16 protein-coding genes and 1 pseudogene are annotated in these 15,494 nt (G+C 39.4%); 7 read left to right on the forward strand and 10 right to left on the reverse strand.

The features are described from left to right. Positions 1-53: 53 nt before the first annotated feature. Positions 54-2,228: an exonuclease domain-containing protein gene (locus NYF15_RS13740; protein ID WP_371353845.1), complete on the forward strand. Its 2,175-nt coding sequence runs from the start codon at positions 54-56 to the stop codon at positions 2,226-2,228. A gap of 40 nt (positions 2,229-2,268) precedes the next feature. Here the strand turns inward: NYF15_RS13740 and queC are convergent, their stop codons facing one another. Beyond that, positions 2,269-2,949, reverse strand: a complete 681-nt coding sequence (gene queC, locus NYF15_RS13745; protein WP_228074481.1) for a 7-cyano-7-deazaguanine synthase QueC — start codon at positions 2,947-2,949, stop codon at positions 2,269-2,271. 121 nt (positions 2,950-3,070) lie between these two features. Between queC and queE the strand changes: the two genes are divergently transcribed. Further along, positions 3,071-3,736: a 7-carboxy-7-deazaguanine synthase QueE gene (gene queE / locus NYF15_RS13750; RefSeq protein WP_371353846.1), complete on the forward strand. Its 666-nt coding sequence runs from the start codon at positions 3,071-3,073 to the stop codon at positions 3,734-3,736. 71 nt (positions 3,737-3,807) lie between these two features. Here queE and bcp read toward each other — a convergent pair whose 3' ends face one another. Continuing rightward, positions 3,808-4,287, reverse strand: coding sequence for a thioredoxin-dependent thiol peroxidase (gene bcp, locus NYF15_RS13755; protein WP_130150642.1), 480 nt, complete (start codon positions 4,285-4,287; stop codon positions 3,808-3,810). Between the two features lie 10 nt (positions 4,288-4,297). Further along, positions 4,298-4,831 carry a glycine cleavage system protein R gene (locus tag NYF15_RS13760; protein WP_130150643.1) on the reverse strand — a complete coding sequence of 178 codons (534 nt, stop codon included), beginning with the start codon at positions 4,829-4,831 and terminating at the stop codon, positions 4,298-4,300. 372 nt (positions 4,832-5,203) lie between these two features. Here NYF15_RS13760 and bamC point away from each other — a divergent pair, with 372 nt between their 5' ends. Further along, positions 5,204-6,265 carry an outer membrane protein assembly factor BamC gene (bamC, locus tag NYF15_RS13765; RefSeq protein WP_130150644.1) on the forward strand — a complete coding sequence of 354 codons (1,062 nt, stop codon included), beginning with the start codon at positions 5,204-5,206 and terminating at the stop codon, positions 6,263-6,265. A 71-nt stretch (positions 6,266-6,336) separates the two neighbouring features. After that, positions 6,337-7,704 (forward strand): YjiH family protein, encoded by a 1,368-nt coding sequence (locus NYF15_RS13770; RefSeq protein WP_341802987.1) that lies wholly within the window; start codon positions 6,337-6,339, stop codon positions 7,702-7,704. A 35-nt stretch (positions 7,705-7,739) separates the two neighbouring features. Here the strand turns inward: NYF15_RS13770 and NYF15_RS13775 are convergent, their stop codons facing one another. Both NYF15_RS13775 and NYF15_RS13780 read right to left on the reverse strand, forming a co-directional pair. Beyond that, a complete protein-coding gene (locus tag NYF15_RS13775; RefSeq protein ID WP_371353847.1) occupies positions 7,740-7,883 on the reverse strand; it encodes a DUF2897 family protein in 144 nt (47 codons plus the stop codon). Positions 7,884-7,922: 39 nt separating this feature from the next. Beyond that, positions 7,923-8,459, reverse strand: a complete 537-nt coding sequence (locus tag NYF15_RS13780) for an acyloxyacyl hydrolase (protein WP_130150647.1) — start codon at positions 8,457-8,459, stop codon at positions 7,923-7,925. Positions 8,460-8,694: 235 nt separating this feature from the next. On the opposite strand from NYF15_RS13780, the gene NYF15_RS13785 reads away from it, so the two are divergent. The 3 genes and pseudogenes from NYF15_RS13785 (at position 8,695) to tnpA (ending at position 11,511) form a co-directional block, all read left to right on the forward strand. Then, entirely contained in the window at positions 8,695-9,288 is a 594-nt protein-coding gene (locus NYF15_RS13785; protein WP_062569929.1) for a phospholipid-binding protein MlaC, read from the forward strand. 299 nt (positions 9,289-9,587) lie between these two features. Then, positions 9,588-10,925 (forward strand): ankyrin repeat domain-containing protein, encoded by a 1,338-nt coding sequence (locus tag NYF15_RS13790; protein WP_130150648.1) that lies wholly within the window; start codon positions 9,588-9,590, stop codon positions 10,923-10,925. Between the two features lie 149 nt (positions 10,926-11,074). Further along, positions 11,075-11,511, forward strand: a pseudogene (gene tnpA, locus NYF15_RS13795) (IS200/IS605 family transposase). Positions 11,512-11,600: 89 nt separating this feature from the next. On the opposite strand, the gene NYF15_RS13800 reads toward tnpA, so the two are convergent. From NYF15_RS13800 to NYF15_RS13820, 5 genes are read right to left on the reverse strand one after another with little or no spacing between them, the layout of a single operon-like run. Next, positions 11,601-12,056 (reverse strand): DUF2069 domain-containing protein, encoded by a 456-nt coding sequence (locus tag NYF15_RS13800; RefSeq protein ID WP_371353848.1) that lies wholly within the window; start codon positions 12,054-12,056, stop codon positions 11,601-11,603. Further along, on the reverse strand, positions 12,053-12,607 hold the full coding sequence (gene wrbA / locus NYF15_RS13805; RefSeq protein WP_062569932.1) for an NAD(P)H:quinone oxidoreductase: 555 nt from the start codon (positions 12,605-12,607) through the stop codon (positions 12,053-12,055). Before wrbA ends, NYF15_RS13800 begins: the two co-directional genes overlap by 4 nt. After that, the gene (arsC, locus tag NYF15_RS13810) at positions 12,607-12,954 is read right to left on the reverse strand and encodes an arsenate reductase (glutaredoxin) (protein ID WP_062569933.1); all 348 of its coding nucleotides are present in this window, start codon (positions 12,952-12,954) and stop codon (positions 12,607-12,609) included. The genes wrbA and arsC overlap by 1 nt, the downstream gene beginning before the upstream one ends. A gap of 54 nt (positions 12,955-13,008) precedes the next feature. After that, positions 13,009-14,469: a M48 family metalloprotease gene (locus NYF15_RS13815; RefSeq protein ID WP_130150650.1), complete on the reverse strand. Its 1,461-nt coding sequence runs from the start codon at positions 14,467-14,469 to the stop codon at positions 13,009-13,011. 1 nt (position 14,470) lies between these two features. Next, positions 14,471-15,136, reverse strand: coding sequence for a hypothetical protein (locus NYF15_RS13820; protein WP_130150651.1), 666 nt, complete (start codon positions 15,134-15,136; stop codon positions 14,471-14,473). Positions 15,137-15,494: the final 358 nt, after the last annotated feature.

The raw sequence follows: 15,494 nt of genomic DNA on the forward strand, positions 1-15,494 counted from the left end.
AATTAGCAAGCTAATACCTGATACTGTGTTTATATACAGTTGTGGTGCTAGCTATGCAGAAACAATTACCAGCAAAATACTATTTAAGTCACTTTTTTGAACTTGCAGAGTTTATCCAAACTCAGTGCACACGCCTGTTAACGGCTGAGCAGCAGTTATTTCTATCAAGGTTAATTCAACTTGATGAGCAAAGCTTGTGTACCTTATTGCGTATTTACTCGCGTAAGCCCAAACTTGTCGCAATATCCTCACTTAATTATGAAGAGATCCCCAATCTTCATGGTGCTATTTTTAAGCTTAAGCAGCAAGGGCTGGTGGCACACCCCACAAGTGAAAATTTAGACTTAGTACTTGAACATTTAACTAAGCTGGAGTTGGTGAGCCTTTTAGCGAATGATGAGCTAATGTCATCTACTGTTGTTTTTAAAAAGTCAGCAAGCAAAGGGGCATTAATTCAACTATGTAAAGATCACATCGATCGTACAAGTAACCTGTTAGAAACGCTTTTCAGTCAATTTGTGATGAATAGCCGAAGCCAGTATTACGAGTACTTTGAGTTTTTATATAGTGGTCGCTTGAGTGGTGGTGATATAAACCACCAAAATCGCTTTGTGATGCGTGATTTAGGGATAGCCAAAGTACGTGGTGATGTCAGCAAAACGCTGTCGCGTTTTCAAACCTTGACCGAAGCACAAACACATTATCAATTAAATCAATTGCGCATGCAGTTTAAGCAAAGCGAGTCAGCAGCGCAGTATCAAAATTTAGCCCAAGCACTTTTAGCCATTAGCTGTGAAGATGAATTAGCCCAGAGTATCAAAAACAAATTACTTATTCGCTTATATAAGCAGTTGAAGGAGCATGATTTAGCGTTTGCATGTGAGTTACTCGAACACTGTGAAGGCAGTAGTGAAGCGCAAGAGCTAGCAATTCGCCAGCGCTATAAAGAGGGGGATAAAGAGTGGGTTGAGCAAAAGCTTGAGCAAATAATTCACGATCCACTTGATGATGGCATTTTGTATTTTGCAGAGGATTTCTTACAACGCAAATACAATAAACAACAACGCTCGCGTTTAACGCAAATGCTCGTTGATACAGAGCATCAATTAAACATTGATGACATTTATCGTGGTGACGTAGAGCAAGGGGTGTGTGAGCATTATCAGCAACAGGAATGCACTGTCTTTTTTAGCGAAAATAACCTTTGGTTGAGCTTATTTACACTGACATTTTGGCAAGAGCTTTTTATTGATACGCCGTACCCACCATGCAACGAATTTGATATTTATCCCAAAGTGCTTCTTGCTGATAACTTTTACGACTCACAGCAAAAACAAATAGAAAAAAAGTTAGCATTTTTAACATCAAGTGATGCTTGGTTTAAGCATGTGTGTAAAGCGGCAGGGCAGTTTTACGATACACCGACAGGTTTATTTCAATGGCACAGTGATGTTTTAGAACCATTAAAGTTACTTATAAAATACAGTGATTTACAAAATTTAAAGTCACATATTTTGCAAATGACAAAAACCTTTAAGCAGCTAAAAGATGGTTACCCAGATTTAATGGTGCTCAAAGAGCACAAGCTCACATTCGAAGAAGTAAAGGCCCCAGGCGACAAACTAAGACGCAACCAACTTGTCAGTATTGATGTGTTAAAACAGCATGGCTTTACTGTGAACATCGTTGCGGTAAATTGGTTTAATGACCCTAATCGCATTTACAGCGTGGTTGATATAGAAACCACAGGTGGTGTTCAAGGTAATAACAAAATTACGGAAATAGCCGTTGTGCAAGTGCAAACTGGCGAGGTGATAAATCAATGGGCAAGCTTAATTAACCCTGAGCGAAGCATTCCACCGTTTATTACTAAACTTACCGGTATCAATGCTGTCATGGTCCGTGATGCCCCACGCTTTGAAGAGATAGCCGATACACTACGCTCACTATTAAAAGGCAGTGTATTTGTTGCTCATAACGTGAATTTTGACTATGGCTTTATTCGTAAAGAATACGCTGCACTTGGGCAAGGCTTTAAAATGCCCAAGCTATGTACTGTGGTTGAATCACGAAGAGCATTTCCAAAGCTTAAGTCTTATTCGCTCGGTAACTTAGCGGCTCATTTTGAACTGAATTTAACTAACCACCATAGAGCATTAGCTGATGCAACTGCCACTGCAGAGCTGTTAAATTTGATTCAACAAACACAATCAAAAAAGGCGAGTTAAACTCGCCTTTTAAACTTAATCTGTCCCATCCAAAATAAGATTACTCGTATTCGATAGGGTCGGTAACGTTATTTAATGCAAAAGCCTCTAAACGCTCTTGGCAAGCACCACATTTGCCACAAGCTTTGTCACGGCCGTTATAACATGTCCATGTTTGGCTATAATCAAGACCCATTTTTAAACCGTCTGTCAAAATATCGATTTTGGTATTATTTAAATACGGGCTGAAAATTTCCACAGCGTCATAGTTGGCAATACGGCAAACATCATCCATTTTTTGTACGAACTCTGGGCGACAGTCTGGATAAATTGCATGGTCACCTGAATGCGCGCCGTAATAGACTTTGCTTGCTTTTAAAGACACCGCATAACCCACTGCAAGTGAAAGTAAGATCATATTACGGTTAGGCACAATTGTGCTCTTCATGCTTTCTTCTTCGTAGTGACCTTCTGGTACTTCGATATCATCAGTTAAAGATGAGCCACCAATTAACTGGTTAATAGCTGAAATATCAACAATCTTGTGAGAAACGCCTAAGTTTTCACACACTTGAGCAGCTACTTTAAGCTCTTTAACATGACGCTGGCCGTAGTCGAACGACAGGGCATATACTTCATGGCCTTGTTGCAGGGCTTTATTTAATACGGTAAATGAGTCCATACCGCCGGAATAAATCACAACTACTTTTTGCGTCATATCTGTTTTGCTCTTACTTTTGATAGAGGTTTACTTCAGGGCGCGATATACTACACGGCTCGGGCCTAAATAACAATTTTTGCGCGTGTTTTTGGTTTTTTGATGGTATGTATTTTATACCGTTGCGTCGTAAGTGAGATGTCTTTTGTACAAAATTAACGAAGTGTTTGAAACAATTCAAGGTGAAGCAAGTTTTACAGGTACACCTTCAATCTTTTTACGTTTACAAGGCTGCCCAGTGGGTTGCGCTTGGTGTGATACAAAGCAAACATGGGATGTTGATAATGTATATAAAGTGTCCTTAGATGACACGGTTGAGAAAAAAGCCGACTCAGATCATTGGGCAGAAGCAACGGCTGAGCAAGTGTTAGCGCTATTTAAAGAACGTGGCTACAACGCAAAACATGTGGTGATCACCGGTGGTGAGCCTTGCATGTACGACTTAAATCCAGTGTGTGAATTATTACACGCAAATGGTTATTCGACTCAAATTGAAACCAGCGGTACGTTTGAAGTGCTAGCACCAGAACAAACATGGGTTACTGTATCACCAAAAATTAATATGCGCGGCGGTTACAAAGTACTTCGCAGCGCCATGCAACGTGCTGACGAAATTAAACACCCAGTTGCGATGCAAAAGCACGTTGAAGAACTTGAAGACTTATTCTTAAAAACAGGTGTGAACCCACGTTTAGTGTACCTGCAACCAATTAGCCAAAAAACCTCAGCAACCAAACTGGCTATTGAGACCTGTATCGCTAAAAACTGGCGCCTGTCAGTGCAAGTACATAAGTATTTGGGAATTAGTTAGTTTATTACTCTGTAGAACAAAAAAGCGTTGCACAATGGCAACGCTTTTATATTTTATACTCAGTTCAATTATTAGCTTTGAGCTAAATAATCAAGCACGACTTGATGGTGGTCTTTAGTTTTAAACTTATCAAATACGTGTTTGATTTTACCGTCTTGGCCTACAAGGAAACTAATACGGTGAATACCTTCGTACTCTTTACCCATAAACTTTTTGTAACCCCAAATACCAAATGCATCAGCAATAGCATGATCTTCGTCGGCTAATAAATCAAAGTTAAGCTCTTTTTTGGTTTCAAAGTTCTTTAAACGTTTGATTGGATCAGGGCTAATACCAACAACACGTGTATTTAATTTAGCAAGCTCAGCTTTTTCATCACGTAAGTTTTCAGCTTGTACTGTGCACCCTGGAGTGGATGCCTTTGGATAGAAGTAAACAAGCACTTGCTGCTCTTTTAATAGCTCAGCGAGTGTGATTGTTTCATCATTTTGGTTTTGTAAACTAAAAGCTGGGGCTGTATCACCTGCTTGAAGAGGATTAATTTTGTTCATGCTTAGCTCCTTAGCGAATGCGTCTGAAAATATAGTCTACGTTCAAACTACGAGAAAGATCTTCAAAACTAACTTTAAATTTATCAATATCAACTTCTACTGGAATATTAAACTCTAGTTCACAACGCATTTTCACATCTTCATCGTCATCAAATGTATCTGATTTTAATGAGCAAATACTGATATTGTTATCAGCAAAAAAGCGTGTCACTTTACTGAGAGTTCCTGGCGTGTCGATACCTGTGTATTCGAGTGTGTAACCTGCACAAAACTCACTTGCCACATGGCTTGCTGTGCGTTTCATCATGGTTAATAAGCCTAGCTCCATCCCTTTAGTTGGCAATGTATGTTCAATTCGGCTAATTGCCGACATGTCACCAGCTAATAACATGATGAAGGTAAATTCGTTGCCTAAAATAGCAATTCGACTGTCGATTATATTGCAATGACAATCACTCACTAGTTGAGTTAGTTCGCTAACGATACCCGGTCTATCTTCACCGATCGCAGTGAGCACTATCTGATGATTCGTAAAAGCAGTCATGGAATTTTAAGTACCTAGTAATTAATAAATACCAACGGATATAAGCCAGAATAAGCTTTGATTTCACGTGAGTTTAATACCGCACGGCGGCGAAGTTTAACATAATTTACCGAATAGACGATAGCGGTGATTAATTAAGCCATTAATAAAGTACGCTCTTTCTTGTTTTTAGGGGCATCTGAAAGTACCATAGTTAAAATTTTGCAAGGCGATAAGCAAACATAGTGGTTACGCGTTAACCCATATTGATTAGGGTTTTTTGCATAAAAACAAAAAATGTAAAGTCAAAAATGATTTTACAGTGAACCAAATCGGCATTACCCACTCATACATTTGTTAAAAAAATTAAGGGTTTGCTAAGGAGAAATATCTGTGCAGTATTGGATCTCAAAGGCGCTTGCAGTAAGCGTAATGGTTAGTTTAACAGGGTGCGGTGTCTTTACTGACGAAGCACATCACAAACGTAATTATCGTGCTAACGAACCGGTTAAAGCGCCTGAAGGACTTGCGCAGCCAGCTCAAGATCTGACCTATAAAATGGATGTTGCTCAATATGACAACGATCCAGAAGCAAAAAATTATCGTCCACCCGCACAAGTTATCACTATTGCTCAGGGTAGCTGGGTAGAAGAGGGTGATAAAGATGCTCGCGTATACTTTGACAAAAATGACGGCATTGTTGACTTAGACGAGTTTATTTGGGACTCAATTAACGCTGTATTACATGAAGAGAATACTCGCGCAACGAAGGAAGACAAGTTGCTTGGCAGTATTGAGACTGATTGGTATAGCATCATCAAACCAGAAGATGTTTGGTTTTGGGAAGATGAAGCAGACGTTTCACAACAGCGATTCTTGTTTACAATTGAAGAAAAATCTCACCAGCGTACGGCATCATTAAGCAGCAAATTGGTTGATTTTAAAAGTGACTCGCAAGAGCTTACGCCACTTTTAAAGCAACAGCTTGAAGTGCGAGCGCTTAATCAAGTAATTGCTGAGTTTGATTACCGTTATCGTCAACTTGAAGTCGAAATGCGTAAGCAACAAGGTATTATTTCTCTTGAAATGGGATTTGATAACAAAGGCAACGCTGCATTAGTGACTGAACAAGATTACTTTGTGGTATTTGATCGTTTTTCTGGTTTCTTAGAGCGTTTATCTTTCACGATTGTTGAAATTGACCAAGAAAGAGGTTTGATTACGGCTGATTACAAGAAGCCTGAGTCAAGCGTTTGGGATTCAATTTGGGGTGAAGAATTAGCAGAGTTACCAATCGAAAATGGCCAATACCAAATACTTGTAAGTCGCACAAATGAAGGCGGTACGAGTCTGACATGGATGGACTCTGAAGGAACTACATTAGAGCCAGGTACAATGAATGACCTACAACAAGCACTAGAAAATGCGCTGCGCCAGCGCGGTATTAATATTTAATAATTATAAAAGTTAAAACCACCACAGAAAGAGCCTCACCGCTCTTTTTGTGGTTTTTACAGGTTGAAAATATGTCTAACTTAAACACTGCAAATCGCAGTAACTTGCGAACTTTGTTTACCTTTTTCGTTCCTTCACTTATAGGTGTCTTTTTGTTTATGACGCCGGTGCCCATAGGTGAGGCAATGACTATTCCTATTGCTGTGATGGCAAAGGGAGTTCAGCAATGGATAGCACCATTCGCATTAGGTTTAATAACCACTATTGTATGTATAACGGGTGTGCTTTCCTTAGTTATTAAATTATTTCAGCCTAAAGCACTTTTAAAGGTGTTTGTAATTAAGCATTTGTTTGACGTAAGTTGGTTGTGGCTCAGTGTTCGCCTATTCGGTATGGTGTTTATACTATTGACCTATACCCAGTATGGGCCTGAAATGATTACTTCCAAAAATACGGGAGCTCTAGTTCTAAATGATCTGCTTCCTGTGTTGTTTTCAGTATTTATATTAGCAGGGTTATTACTTCCTCTATTATTAAATTTTGGTCTGTTAGAGCTTGTCGGCACCTTATTGACGAAAGTAATGCGACCATTATTTGGTGTGCCAGGGCGCAGCGCAGTTAACTGTGTAGCATCTTGGTTAGGCGACGGTAGTGTGGGAATTTTGATGACTGCACGCCAATATGAAGATAAACATTACACCCAACGCGAAGCAGCGATTATTGGTACCACTTTTTCTGCTGTATCAATCACTTTTTGCTTAGTTGTAATTGGCCAAGTTAAATTAGAGCACTTATTTGCTCCTTTCTATTTGACTGTGTGTCTAGCTGGCTTTGTTGCCGCACTCATAGTACCTCGCTTGCCTCCTTTACGTTTTAAGAAAGATTTATATGTTGATGGTACTCAACCTGATGAGCATGCAGAAGCAGTGCCAGAAGGAAAAACACTGATAACGCACTCGCTTGATGTTGCACTTGCAAAGGCTAGAACTGCGCCAGGTTTCTTTGGTACTTTAAAAGAGGGGATTCACAATGCCCTTGACATGGTTTTTGCTGTGTTACCTGTGGTTATGGCTGTGGGTACATTTGCGCTTATTATTGCCGAATATACGCCAATTTTTGAGTATATGGGTAAACCATTCGTACCATTTTTAGAACTATTGCAGGTACCAGAGGCAGAAGCCGCTGCACAAACTATTATGGTGGGATTTGCTGATATGTTTATTCCGTCTATTTTAGCCGCAGGTAGTATTGAAAGTGATGTAACGCGTTTCATTATTGCGGCAATGAGTGTGACGCAATTAATTTATATGTCTGAAGTAGGTGCCTTATTACTGGGTAGTAAAATCCCAGTGAATATCGTTGAGCTATTCTTGATATTTATTTTAAGAACGTTAGTGACACTGCCTGTTATCGTTTTAATGGCTCATTGGTTGGTCTGAGTGAGTCTTTAGATATTATTATGAAGCCCTGATAACTAATCAGGGCTTTTTTTATCTTTATCATCAGCGTTTTGTGGTTTTTTAAAATCCATTTTTGCAGCGTGTTTTAATAAGGCGAGGTTACCAATAACAACGCCGAAAACCGCAACAACAATTGCAATTTTTTGCCATGTTTCCATGCTCAAACCCAACTAGTCAATTTTGATAAATAATAGCACTTAAAAGCGTCTAGCATAAGACAGAGATATAAAATCAAGGCCAGGGTTCGGGCTTTTGAAGCCCGCATTAGAATAATGTAAGTATCTTAATGCTAAACTAGTATTATCACCTAAGTCTGCGACGAGCCCTAATCTATCTTCAAATTGGTAGTGAGTGCTAACGTTCTTACCTGCAAAATGGGTGTCATCTAACAAAGAGACGCCAATCCCGAACTCCACTGAAACAGGGATGTTTTTAACACTAAAAACAGGATATTGAATAACAGGAGACATGGCTAAAACTAGGTTAGTTTGATGGCTGTTTTCTTTACCATATTGCCAAATATTAAAGCTTGATTCGAAGTAGAGGCGTGCATGCTGAAAAGGGAGTTGCTCTTGGGGGATGTGATATTGATAGGCAAGTTTTACCCCTTTTACATCTCCTTCGCCTTGAATATAGTCAATGGCATAACCATGATTTGAATTTGCAAAAGCAGGCGTTGTTAAACTAGCTGCTATAACGAATGTTAGGGCGTTTAAAATGTGTGTAGTTTTCATATCGGGACTTCTCATAGTGACTATGAGCATGTAAATAGGGGTGGCTAAGGGGGCTTTTCAATGTGCAAAAATACACACCTACTGTGCATTTACTTAGTTTTTTTAGCAATTAACTGAAAACTAAAACAAAAATCGATTGGTGCGGATTTGGCATTAAAAAGGTGTCGGATTGTTTCTTTTTATTTGGGGCTAATATCGGTATATTGGCTCAAATTTTCAACGGTAAGTGCATATCATGACCAAATTAATTAACGCCTTTTTACTTGTCACTGCGCTATTTGCTTCAAGTGTCTTTGCTAGCCAACTGAATTCTCCAAAACAGTTGTTAGAGTCAGTGACCGCTGATTTATTTGTAGACATTGCAAGTGTAAACGCAAAAGGTGATGCAAGCTCACAAGCCATGGCGGACATTGTTGAAAAACGTTTGCTACCGCATATGGATATTAAGTTTGTTTCATATAAGTTGCTTGGCAAGCATATTAAGGGGTTGCGCCGTGAGCAAGCTGTTAGCTTTATTTCAGCGGTTGAGCATTATTTAACTGTTACTTATGCTGGTGCGTTAATGAAATACACAGGTCAAAAAGTTATCTTTGATCAAGCACAATTAGTAGATGGTGACTACGCGACCGTTAAAACACAAATTGTGGATGAGAATGCGCCAACTATAGACCTTCATTTTAAGCTACGCCAGAGTAAGAATAAGCAATGGAAAGTGTACGATATCGTTGCTGAAGGGATTTCTTTACTGAGTGCTAAGCAAAAAGAGGTTTTGCAACGTATCAGCCAAGTTGGTATTGACGAAGTTACTCAAGAATTAGCCAGCAAATAGGCTTAGACCTAGACTTACGTTAAAGACATATTTTCAGTAAGTTTAGGTTTATTTAGTCTCCAACCAAGCAGTCAGTGTATCCATGTGCTACTGCTTTTCTATTTTCTTTAAAAATCACTGACTTTACGCTAGCACCTCTTAACCTCTGTGGTAGAATTAAGGCACTTTTCTTCTTACCTTAGTATCATTAGATACTGTTTTTATTGGTCGTGATATTAAGCGCAGTGTCAGTTAAATTTTGGCATAATTTGTAGCTTAATAAGACATCTAATAATGTGCAGCGGAGTTGTGTTTTTTTAATGGAAAATGTACTGATTTGGCCAAAGGAATACCCGTTACTGATCAAAGGATTAGTCGAACAAAATGGGGCCTATATTTTAGATGCGTTAGAAGCTTGGCCTGCATGCCAATCTACCAATGAAGACGATGGTGTATGCACGACTGTATTACCTCCTATCTATTATCTTTCTTGGCTAACACCCCTTGAGCCATTTGAGGAATGTTATTTTCAGCATATTTCTGAGTTTGATGAAGCTGCGCAGCATTATATCAATGCAATGAAGTCTCACTTTTATGAAAACGATTACACGCCTGAAACGCTTGTGCTGATGCTTTGCCAACGATTAGAACAATATGCGAGTGCATTTGCGCAATCTGCGGTTAAAACGCCAATTACTCTCATTCGTCAATTATTTAACCGCCGCTATTTTACTGTTATTGAACATGTGTTAAGTCAAGGTGCGAAAATGTCCGCGGATGATGTATTAGTTCTGTGGACAGAAGTTGATTTTAGAGAGCGTTTCAGTGGTTTTATACCTGATTCAGTCACTGACCTTGAGCAATTAACAGAACTTGCTGCAGAAAAAGTCGCCCTTGGTGAGGATTATTTCACGTTATTAAAATTAGTCTCGCCGGATGTCGATTCAGCTTCGCTTCTTGAGCAAGCATTGTTAGCTCACTTAAGCCACGAGAGTGCTAAGCAAACAATGGCAAAACGTTTTATTGAGCAAGGAGCAACGGGCACACTGGCAGATGAAAACGGCAAAACAGCATTTATGTGGGCTACAGAGAAGGGCTACGTCAATGTTGTTGAGACTTTGCTGGAGCATCAAGATAAAACGATTCAGGATATAAAAGGTAATACAGCATTACACTATGCCGTGCTTGCTGAAAATGAACCATTACTAGTGTTATTACTAAAACAAGGTTTTGATTATCGTGTACGCAATAACGATGGTTTAAGCTGCTATCGCCTGGCGGTGAGTATAAAAGCAGATAGCCTTGTAAAATGTCTTGAGCGTGAATTTGGCATTAAAGAATTATCACCAGAGGGGCAATTTGATCGTGTTAAGAAAGTGCACCTACTCCACGCAATTGTTACCTTGTTGCTGCCAATGCAGTTATTCTTCTTTTTTGATGACAGTATTGCAATAAAAAGTGAATTAACACTGAGCTTCACTTTGGTGGCTATTTTGTGTTTCTTTTTTGCAACGAGCTTAAAGCGTTGCGCACTTTATCCACATTTACGCCATCCTTGGGGTTTATTCTTACTGAGATTATTCTCATTGTTTAGCTTGATTGCTCAAGTGGGGTTAGCCAGTATTGTTGCATTAGCAACTTTATCCGAATTGGTTTAAATAAAAACGGCAACTTATAGTTGCCGTTTTTATTTTCGGCCCTAAACCACCTACTTCAGTAGGTGGTTATCATCATTTAGGCTTTGCCTGAAAAAATACTCATGTTAATTCCTTACTTGATTTTTAGCGAAGTCATATAAGGAAAAAACATGAGTAGATACGAGAAAGCATCGCATGTGTATTGGCGATGTCAATATCATATAGTCTGGACACCAAAGTATAGGTTCAGAATATTGAAGAACAAAGTAGGCAGAGATGTTTACAGGTGCATACAAGTGTATTGTGAGCAGTTAGGGTGCAAAGTAGTCGAGTTAAACGTGCAGGTTGACCATGTTCATTTGGTAATAAAGATACCGCCGAAGTTATCAGTCTCGAAACTAATGGGTGCTTTAAAGAGGGAAAAATAGCTCTAAAGCTATTTAGCAAATATCCATACTTAAGGAAAAACAAGTTATGGGGAAACCATTTTTGGCAGAGAGGGTACTTCGTAGATACTGTAGGGATAAATGAAGAAATAATAAGACGGTATTTCAGGCACCAAGAAAAGGAAGAGGTGCAAGAGCAGGCGCAGTTAACACTGCAGTAAACAACGCCCCCTTCTAGGGGGCTAATGCAAAGCCACCTTCTTTAGAAGGTGGATCTTTTACTTGTAACTGTGCTAAACACATGGTGTGACTATTTGTCGTGCTCGTGGGCTGCTTTTTCCTCAGCAAGCTCTTCTTTGAGTTTACGTATTTTTAACCTTAATTCCTGCCCACGATGGCGCGCATAATACGTGCAACCAATAAACATGAGGCTAGCAAAAGTTAACTCTAACAGTACCCAAAAAAGTTGATCTTGGGCGACCCACAGTAGTGTAAAGCCATGAATAAAATAGAACATGACAATAAAATTAGCCCACGCATATGTGTAGGGCTTGTCTTGAATAATCCCTTTTAATGGTAAGAGTAATGGCACTATATAAACAACAAATATAAAGGCATTACTATGGCCTTCCCTAGGAGCAATTAGGAATAACCAAATAGGCATTAAAATTAATAAGCCGATGTAACCGGTTAATGCAAATCGTTGAAAACGTTTTGTAATCGGTTTTTTGGCAATAGGGGGGGTTACTTCTGAGTTTGTGCTCATTGTAGTTTACTCGCAATCTGCGCCAAACGTTTTCCAACACTGTGGCAAATTTTCATTTCATCTTTACTAAGAACATTACTATTGTTAGTACCAGCAACATGTGTTGCACCGTATGGGGTTCCACCTGTCTCTGTGCTCAGTAATTCGGGCACATCGTATGGCACGCCTAGTAACATCATGCCGTGGTGTAATAAAGGTAATGATAAGTTAAGTAAGGTTGCTTCGTTACCACCATGCATACTGCTTGATGACGAAAAAACACAGGCTGGTTTATCGATCAATTGTCCTTTTAGCCACAGATCACTGGTTGTTTCCCAGAAACTTTTCGCTTGTGATGCCATCATACCAAAACGGGTAGGGGTGCCAAAGGCTAGACCATCACAATGAATAAGGTCGTCTTTGCTTATGACAATATCGTGAGCTTGGCGTTTAACAAAGGTGCGCAGTAAGGCTGTTGCACCTTGCTGTTCAATTGACTCTGCAATTTCGTGGGCCATGGCTTCTACAGAGCCATGACTTGAGTGGTATAACACAACAATGTTAAGTGACATTAAAGTACGCTTAATACGTTTTCAGGTGGACGACCAAGCGCAGCTTTATTATTGTGCTCTACAATAGGACGCTCTATTAATTTAGGGTTTGCCGCCATCGCTGCAATTAGCTTGCCTTCGTCTTGTTCGTTTTTAAGCTCAAGCTCTTTGTAGATGTCTTCTTTTGTGCGCATTAATTCACGTGCCGAGGTAAAACCAAGTTGCGTTACTAGCGTGGCGATTTGTTGCTCATCAAGCGGTGTTTTTAAATACTCAACCACATTAGGTTGGACGTTATTACTTTCTAAAAGGGCAAGCGTTTCACGTGATTTTGAACAACGCGGATTATGATAAATAGTCACAGACATGGAGTGTTCTCTAATTTAATAATTTAGCTTATTTTAGGGTAAGCAAGGCGAGACTTAAAGTCTCGCTAGCTCTTTTTGTAGTTGACGATATTGTGTAAGCAATGCTTTTAAGCGTTGCTGCTTCACTAGCTCTTCTGGCTCGACGAAATTTAATGCTTTTTGAATTTCGTCAGCTGCTTTTAAGTAGGCACCGTATTGCGCTAAAACATCAGCATGTGCTTCATGATACGCCGCTAAGTTTTTTTGCTTTTTATAAACGTTAGCAATCAATTCTTTACCTAAATTATGATCAGGTTTAGCAAGCAAAAAGGTTTTTAAAACTTGCTCTGCAACGTCGTATTGCTCAGCTTCAATAGCCGCATTAGCATAGTTGAGGGTTATAACTTGATTATTTGGTCTATCAATATTTAATTTTGCTAAATATTCTACTGCTTCATCTGCTTTACCTTGCGCAATAAGTAGATCAGTGTGGGTATCGATATAAAATAAGTTTTTAGGATCTTTTTTGCGTAATGGCTCAAGTACACTGGCAGCTTCATCGAGTTTTTTCTGGTCTAATAAGCTAATCCCTAAACCATATTTTAGAGCAGTATCGCCATACGCAGTATTTTCACGCATTAATTTTCGAAAGAGGTCCTCAGCAGCTTCAGACTTTTGATAATAGCGAGCAATAACACGACTTTTTGCTAAATTGAATTCTAAGCTATCTGAGAAATGCTTTTTAGGGTATTGCTCAGCTCTTAAGCGTACATCAGAGACGCGGCTTTCGGGTAATGGGTGAGTAAGCAAAAAAGCAGGGGGCTTGTACTTGTAACGGATTTGCGCAGCTAGTTTAGTTAAAAACTCGCTTGATTGGCGCGGATCAAAGCCGGCATTGTTAAGGGTTTGCATGCCAATACGGTCAGCTTCTTGCTCTGCAGCACGACTGTGAGTGAGTTGGCTGAATGCGGCTTGTGTTTGGTTTGCTGAAATAATCGCAATACCTGCATCAGGTGAGACAACCGTTGCCAAAATGCCTGCAATCATACCTGCAATTGTTAAAGCGCTATTGTCTTGTTGTTGTTGGAGTCTACGCGCTAAATGACGTTGTGTTACGTGCGCTATCTCATGGCCCAACACTGACGCAAATTGGCTTTCGTTATCAGCTTGAGCAATAAGCCCAGTGTGAACACCAACATGACCACCATAGAATGCAAATGCATTAATCTCAGAGTTGTTAATCCAGAAAAAAGAAAACGGAAAACGTACATCGTTGGCATTTGCAACTAAGCGACGACCTAAAGTTGTGAGATACTCGTCAAGTACAGGATCATTAACAACAGGTGATGATCCTCGGATCTGCATCATCATTACTTCACCAATTGCTTGCTCTTTTTCAATAGGAAGTGCTTGCAGTGCCGAGGTGCCTAAATCGGGAAGTTTAAAATTTGTTTGCGCCTTCAACGGCTCACTGTGCAAAACCACGATTGTGAGTAATGCACTGCACAGTGTTATAAAGGCTGATTTAAATCGCATTTTATTCCTTTTTGATCTGCTCACCAAGCATGATTTTAGCAAGGTCTATTTCGTCGCTACATGCACGGCTATCTTTTTCACATAATTGATAGAAATCTTTTATTGTGACTCCACCTAGCTTAACAACGTTCAACTCGCGTTGTAAAAAAGTTATGATTTTATGCACAACCTTATGCGCATGAAGAATAAGGGCTTTGTCGGCCTTATCGCCACGCTCAAAGTAAAAGGCAATAAATTTGTGTAGCTGATTTATGCGAATAAGGTTTTTCATTGTGATGGGATCCCATACCTTAAACTCCATAAAGCGGTTACCTTTGACATATTGATCAACAATTGAATCTTTGGCATATGGCGAAGCCCATAACTCAAAACCACGCTCAGTAAAGCTTTGATGTAACGCTATTCTGGGTTTGTTTTCACAAACAATTTCACCTAAATTGGTTACGTGCCCATCAAGTGTATCAAGATTCCAATTGCTTGTATCAATAAGGCGCTTCACTGCATTATCAAAACCATGATTCAAAATCCCCTCAGATTCACTCACAGAGGACGCAACCATGTGATAAAACGGAGGTAGCTCCCCCCAGTTAATCTGCTTTTTATACCAATTTATTTCTTTAAGAGTTGGATTAGCAGGTAATTGCGCTTTATTATGCGTGCCAGGCATTAGGTTTCCTTTACTACCAGTTATTAAATAAGGATAAACTATTGTTTTGCGTGTTTTAAGAAAAAAATGAATTATGATTCATTCTAGCGACCTTATTTTGGTAAATGTATAAAGCTTATACCAATTGTTCATAGTTATTACGGGATAGTCTCGTTATGTTGAGATGTGATTTGAGGCCGTTTAAGTGCCCGCAACAATTTGTTCAGTTTAAATTAGGACTAAAAAAGGCACAATTAACGAAGCAAACAGTCATTTTTGCATTTGATGTTGCCCATTCAAATCATGATATGCTGCGTTTTTTAGATAAACATCATTATCAATATAGACTTGACCTAAATTTAGGCGAATTAACAGTGGA

Origin of the sequence: Pseudoalteromonas sp. 68 DY56-GL68 (assembly GCF_041414825.1) — a bacterium.
Taxonomy (GTDB): domain Bacteria; phylum Pseudomonadota; class Gammaproteobacteria; order Enterobacterales; family Alteromonadaceae; genus Pseudoalteromonas.

What these genes read in the sequence shown, in the direction of transcription:
- NYF15_RS13740 (WP_371353845.1), top strand. Translation starts at nt 54, where the DNA reads ATGCAGAAACAATTACCAGCAAAATACTATTTAAGTCACTTTTTTGAA.
- bcp (WP_130150642.1), bottom strand. Translation starts at nt 4,287, where the DNA reads ATGAACAAAATTAATCCTCTTCAAGCAGGTGATACAGCCCCAGCTTTT.
- NYF15_RS13760 (WP_130150643.1), bottom strand. Translation starts at nt 4,831, where the DNA reads ATGACTGCTTTTACGAATCATCAGATAGTGCTCACTGCGATCGGTGAA.
- NYF15_RS13770 (WP_341802987.1), top strand. Translation starts at nt 6,337, where the DNA reads ATGTCTAACTTAAACACTGCAAATCGCAGTAACTTGCGAACTTTGTTT.
- NYF15_RS13775 (WP_371353847.1), bottom strand. Translation starts at nt 7,883, where the DNA reads ATGGAAACATGGCAAAAAATTGCAATTGTTGTTGCGGTTTTCGGCGTT.
- NYF15_RS13780 (WP_130150647.1), bottom strand. Translation starts at nt 8,459, where the DNA reads ATGAAAACTACACACATTTTAAACGCCCTAACATTCGTTATAGCAGCT.
- NYF15_RS13785 (WP_062569929.1), top strand. Translation starts at nt 8,695, where the DNA reads ATGACCAAATTAATTAACGCCTTTTTACTTGTCACTGCGCTATTTGCT.
- NYF15_RS13790 (WP_130150648.1), top strand. Translation starts at nt 9,588, where the DNA reads ATGGAAAATGTACTGATTTGGCCAAAGGAATACCCGTTACTGATCAAA.
- NYF15_RS13800 (WP_371353848.1), bottom strand. Translation starts at nt 12,056, where the DNA reads ATGAGCACAAACTCAGAAGTAACCCCCCCTATTGCCAAAAAACCGATT.
- wrbA (WP_062569932.1), bottom strand. Translation starts at nt 12,607, where the DNA reads ATGTCACTTAACATTGTTGTGTTATACCACTCAAGTCATGGCTCTGTA.
- arsC (WP_062569933.1), bottom strand. Translation starts at nt 12,954, where the DNA reads ATGTCTGTGACTATTTATCATAATCCGCGTTGTTCAAAATCACGTGAA.
- NYF15_RS13815 (WP_130150650.1), bottom strand. Translation starts at nt 14,469, where the DNA reads ATGCGATTTAAATCAGCCTTTATAACACTGTGCAGTGCATTACTCACA.
- NYF15_RS13820 (WP_130150651.1), bottom strand. Translation starts at nt 15,136, where the DNA reads ATGCCTGGCACGCATAATAAAGCGCAATTACCTGCTAATCCAACTCTT.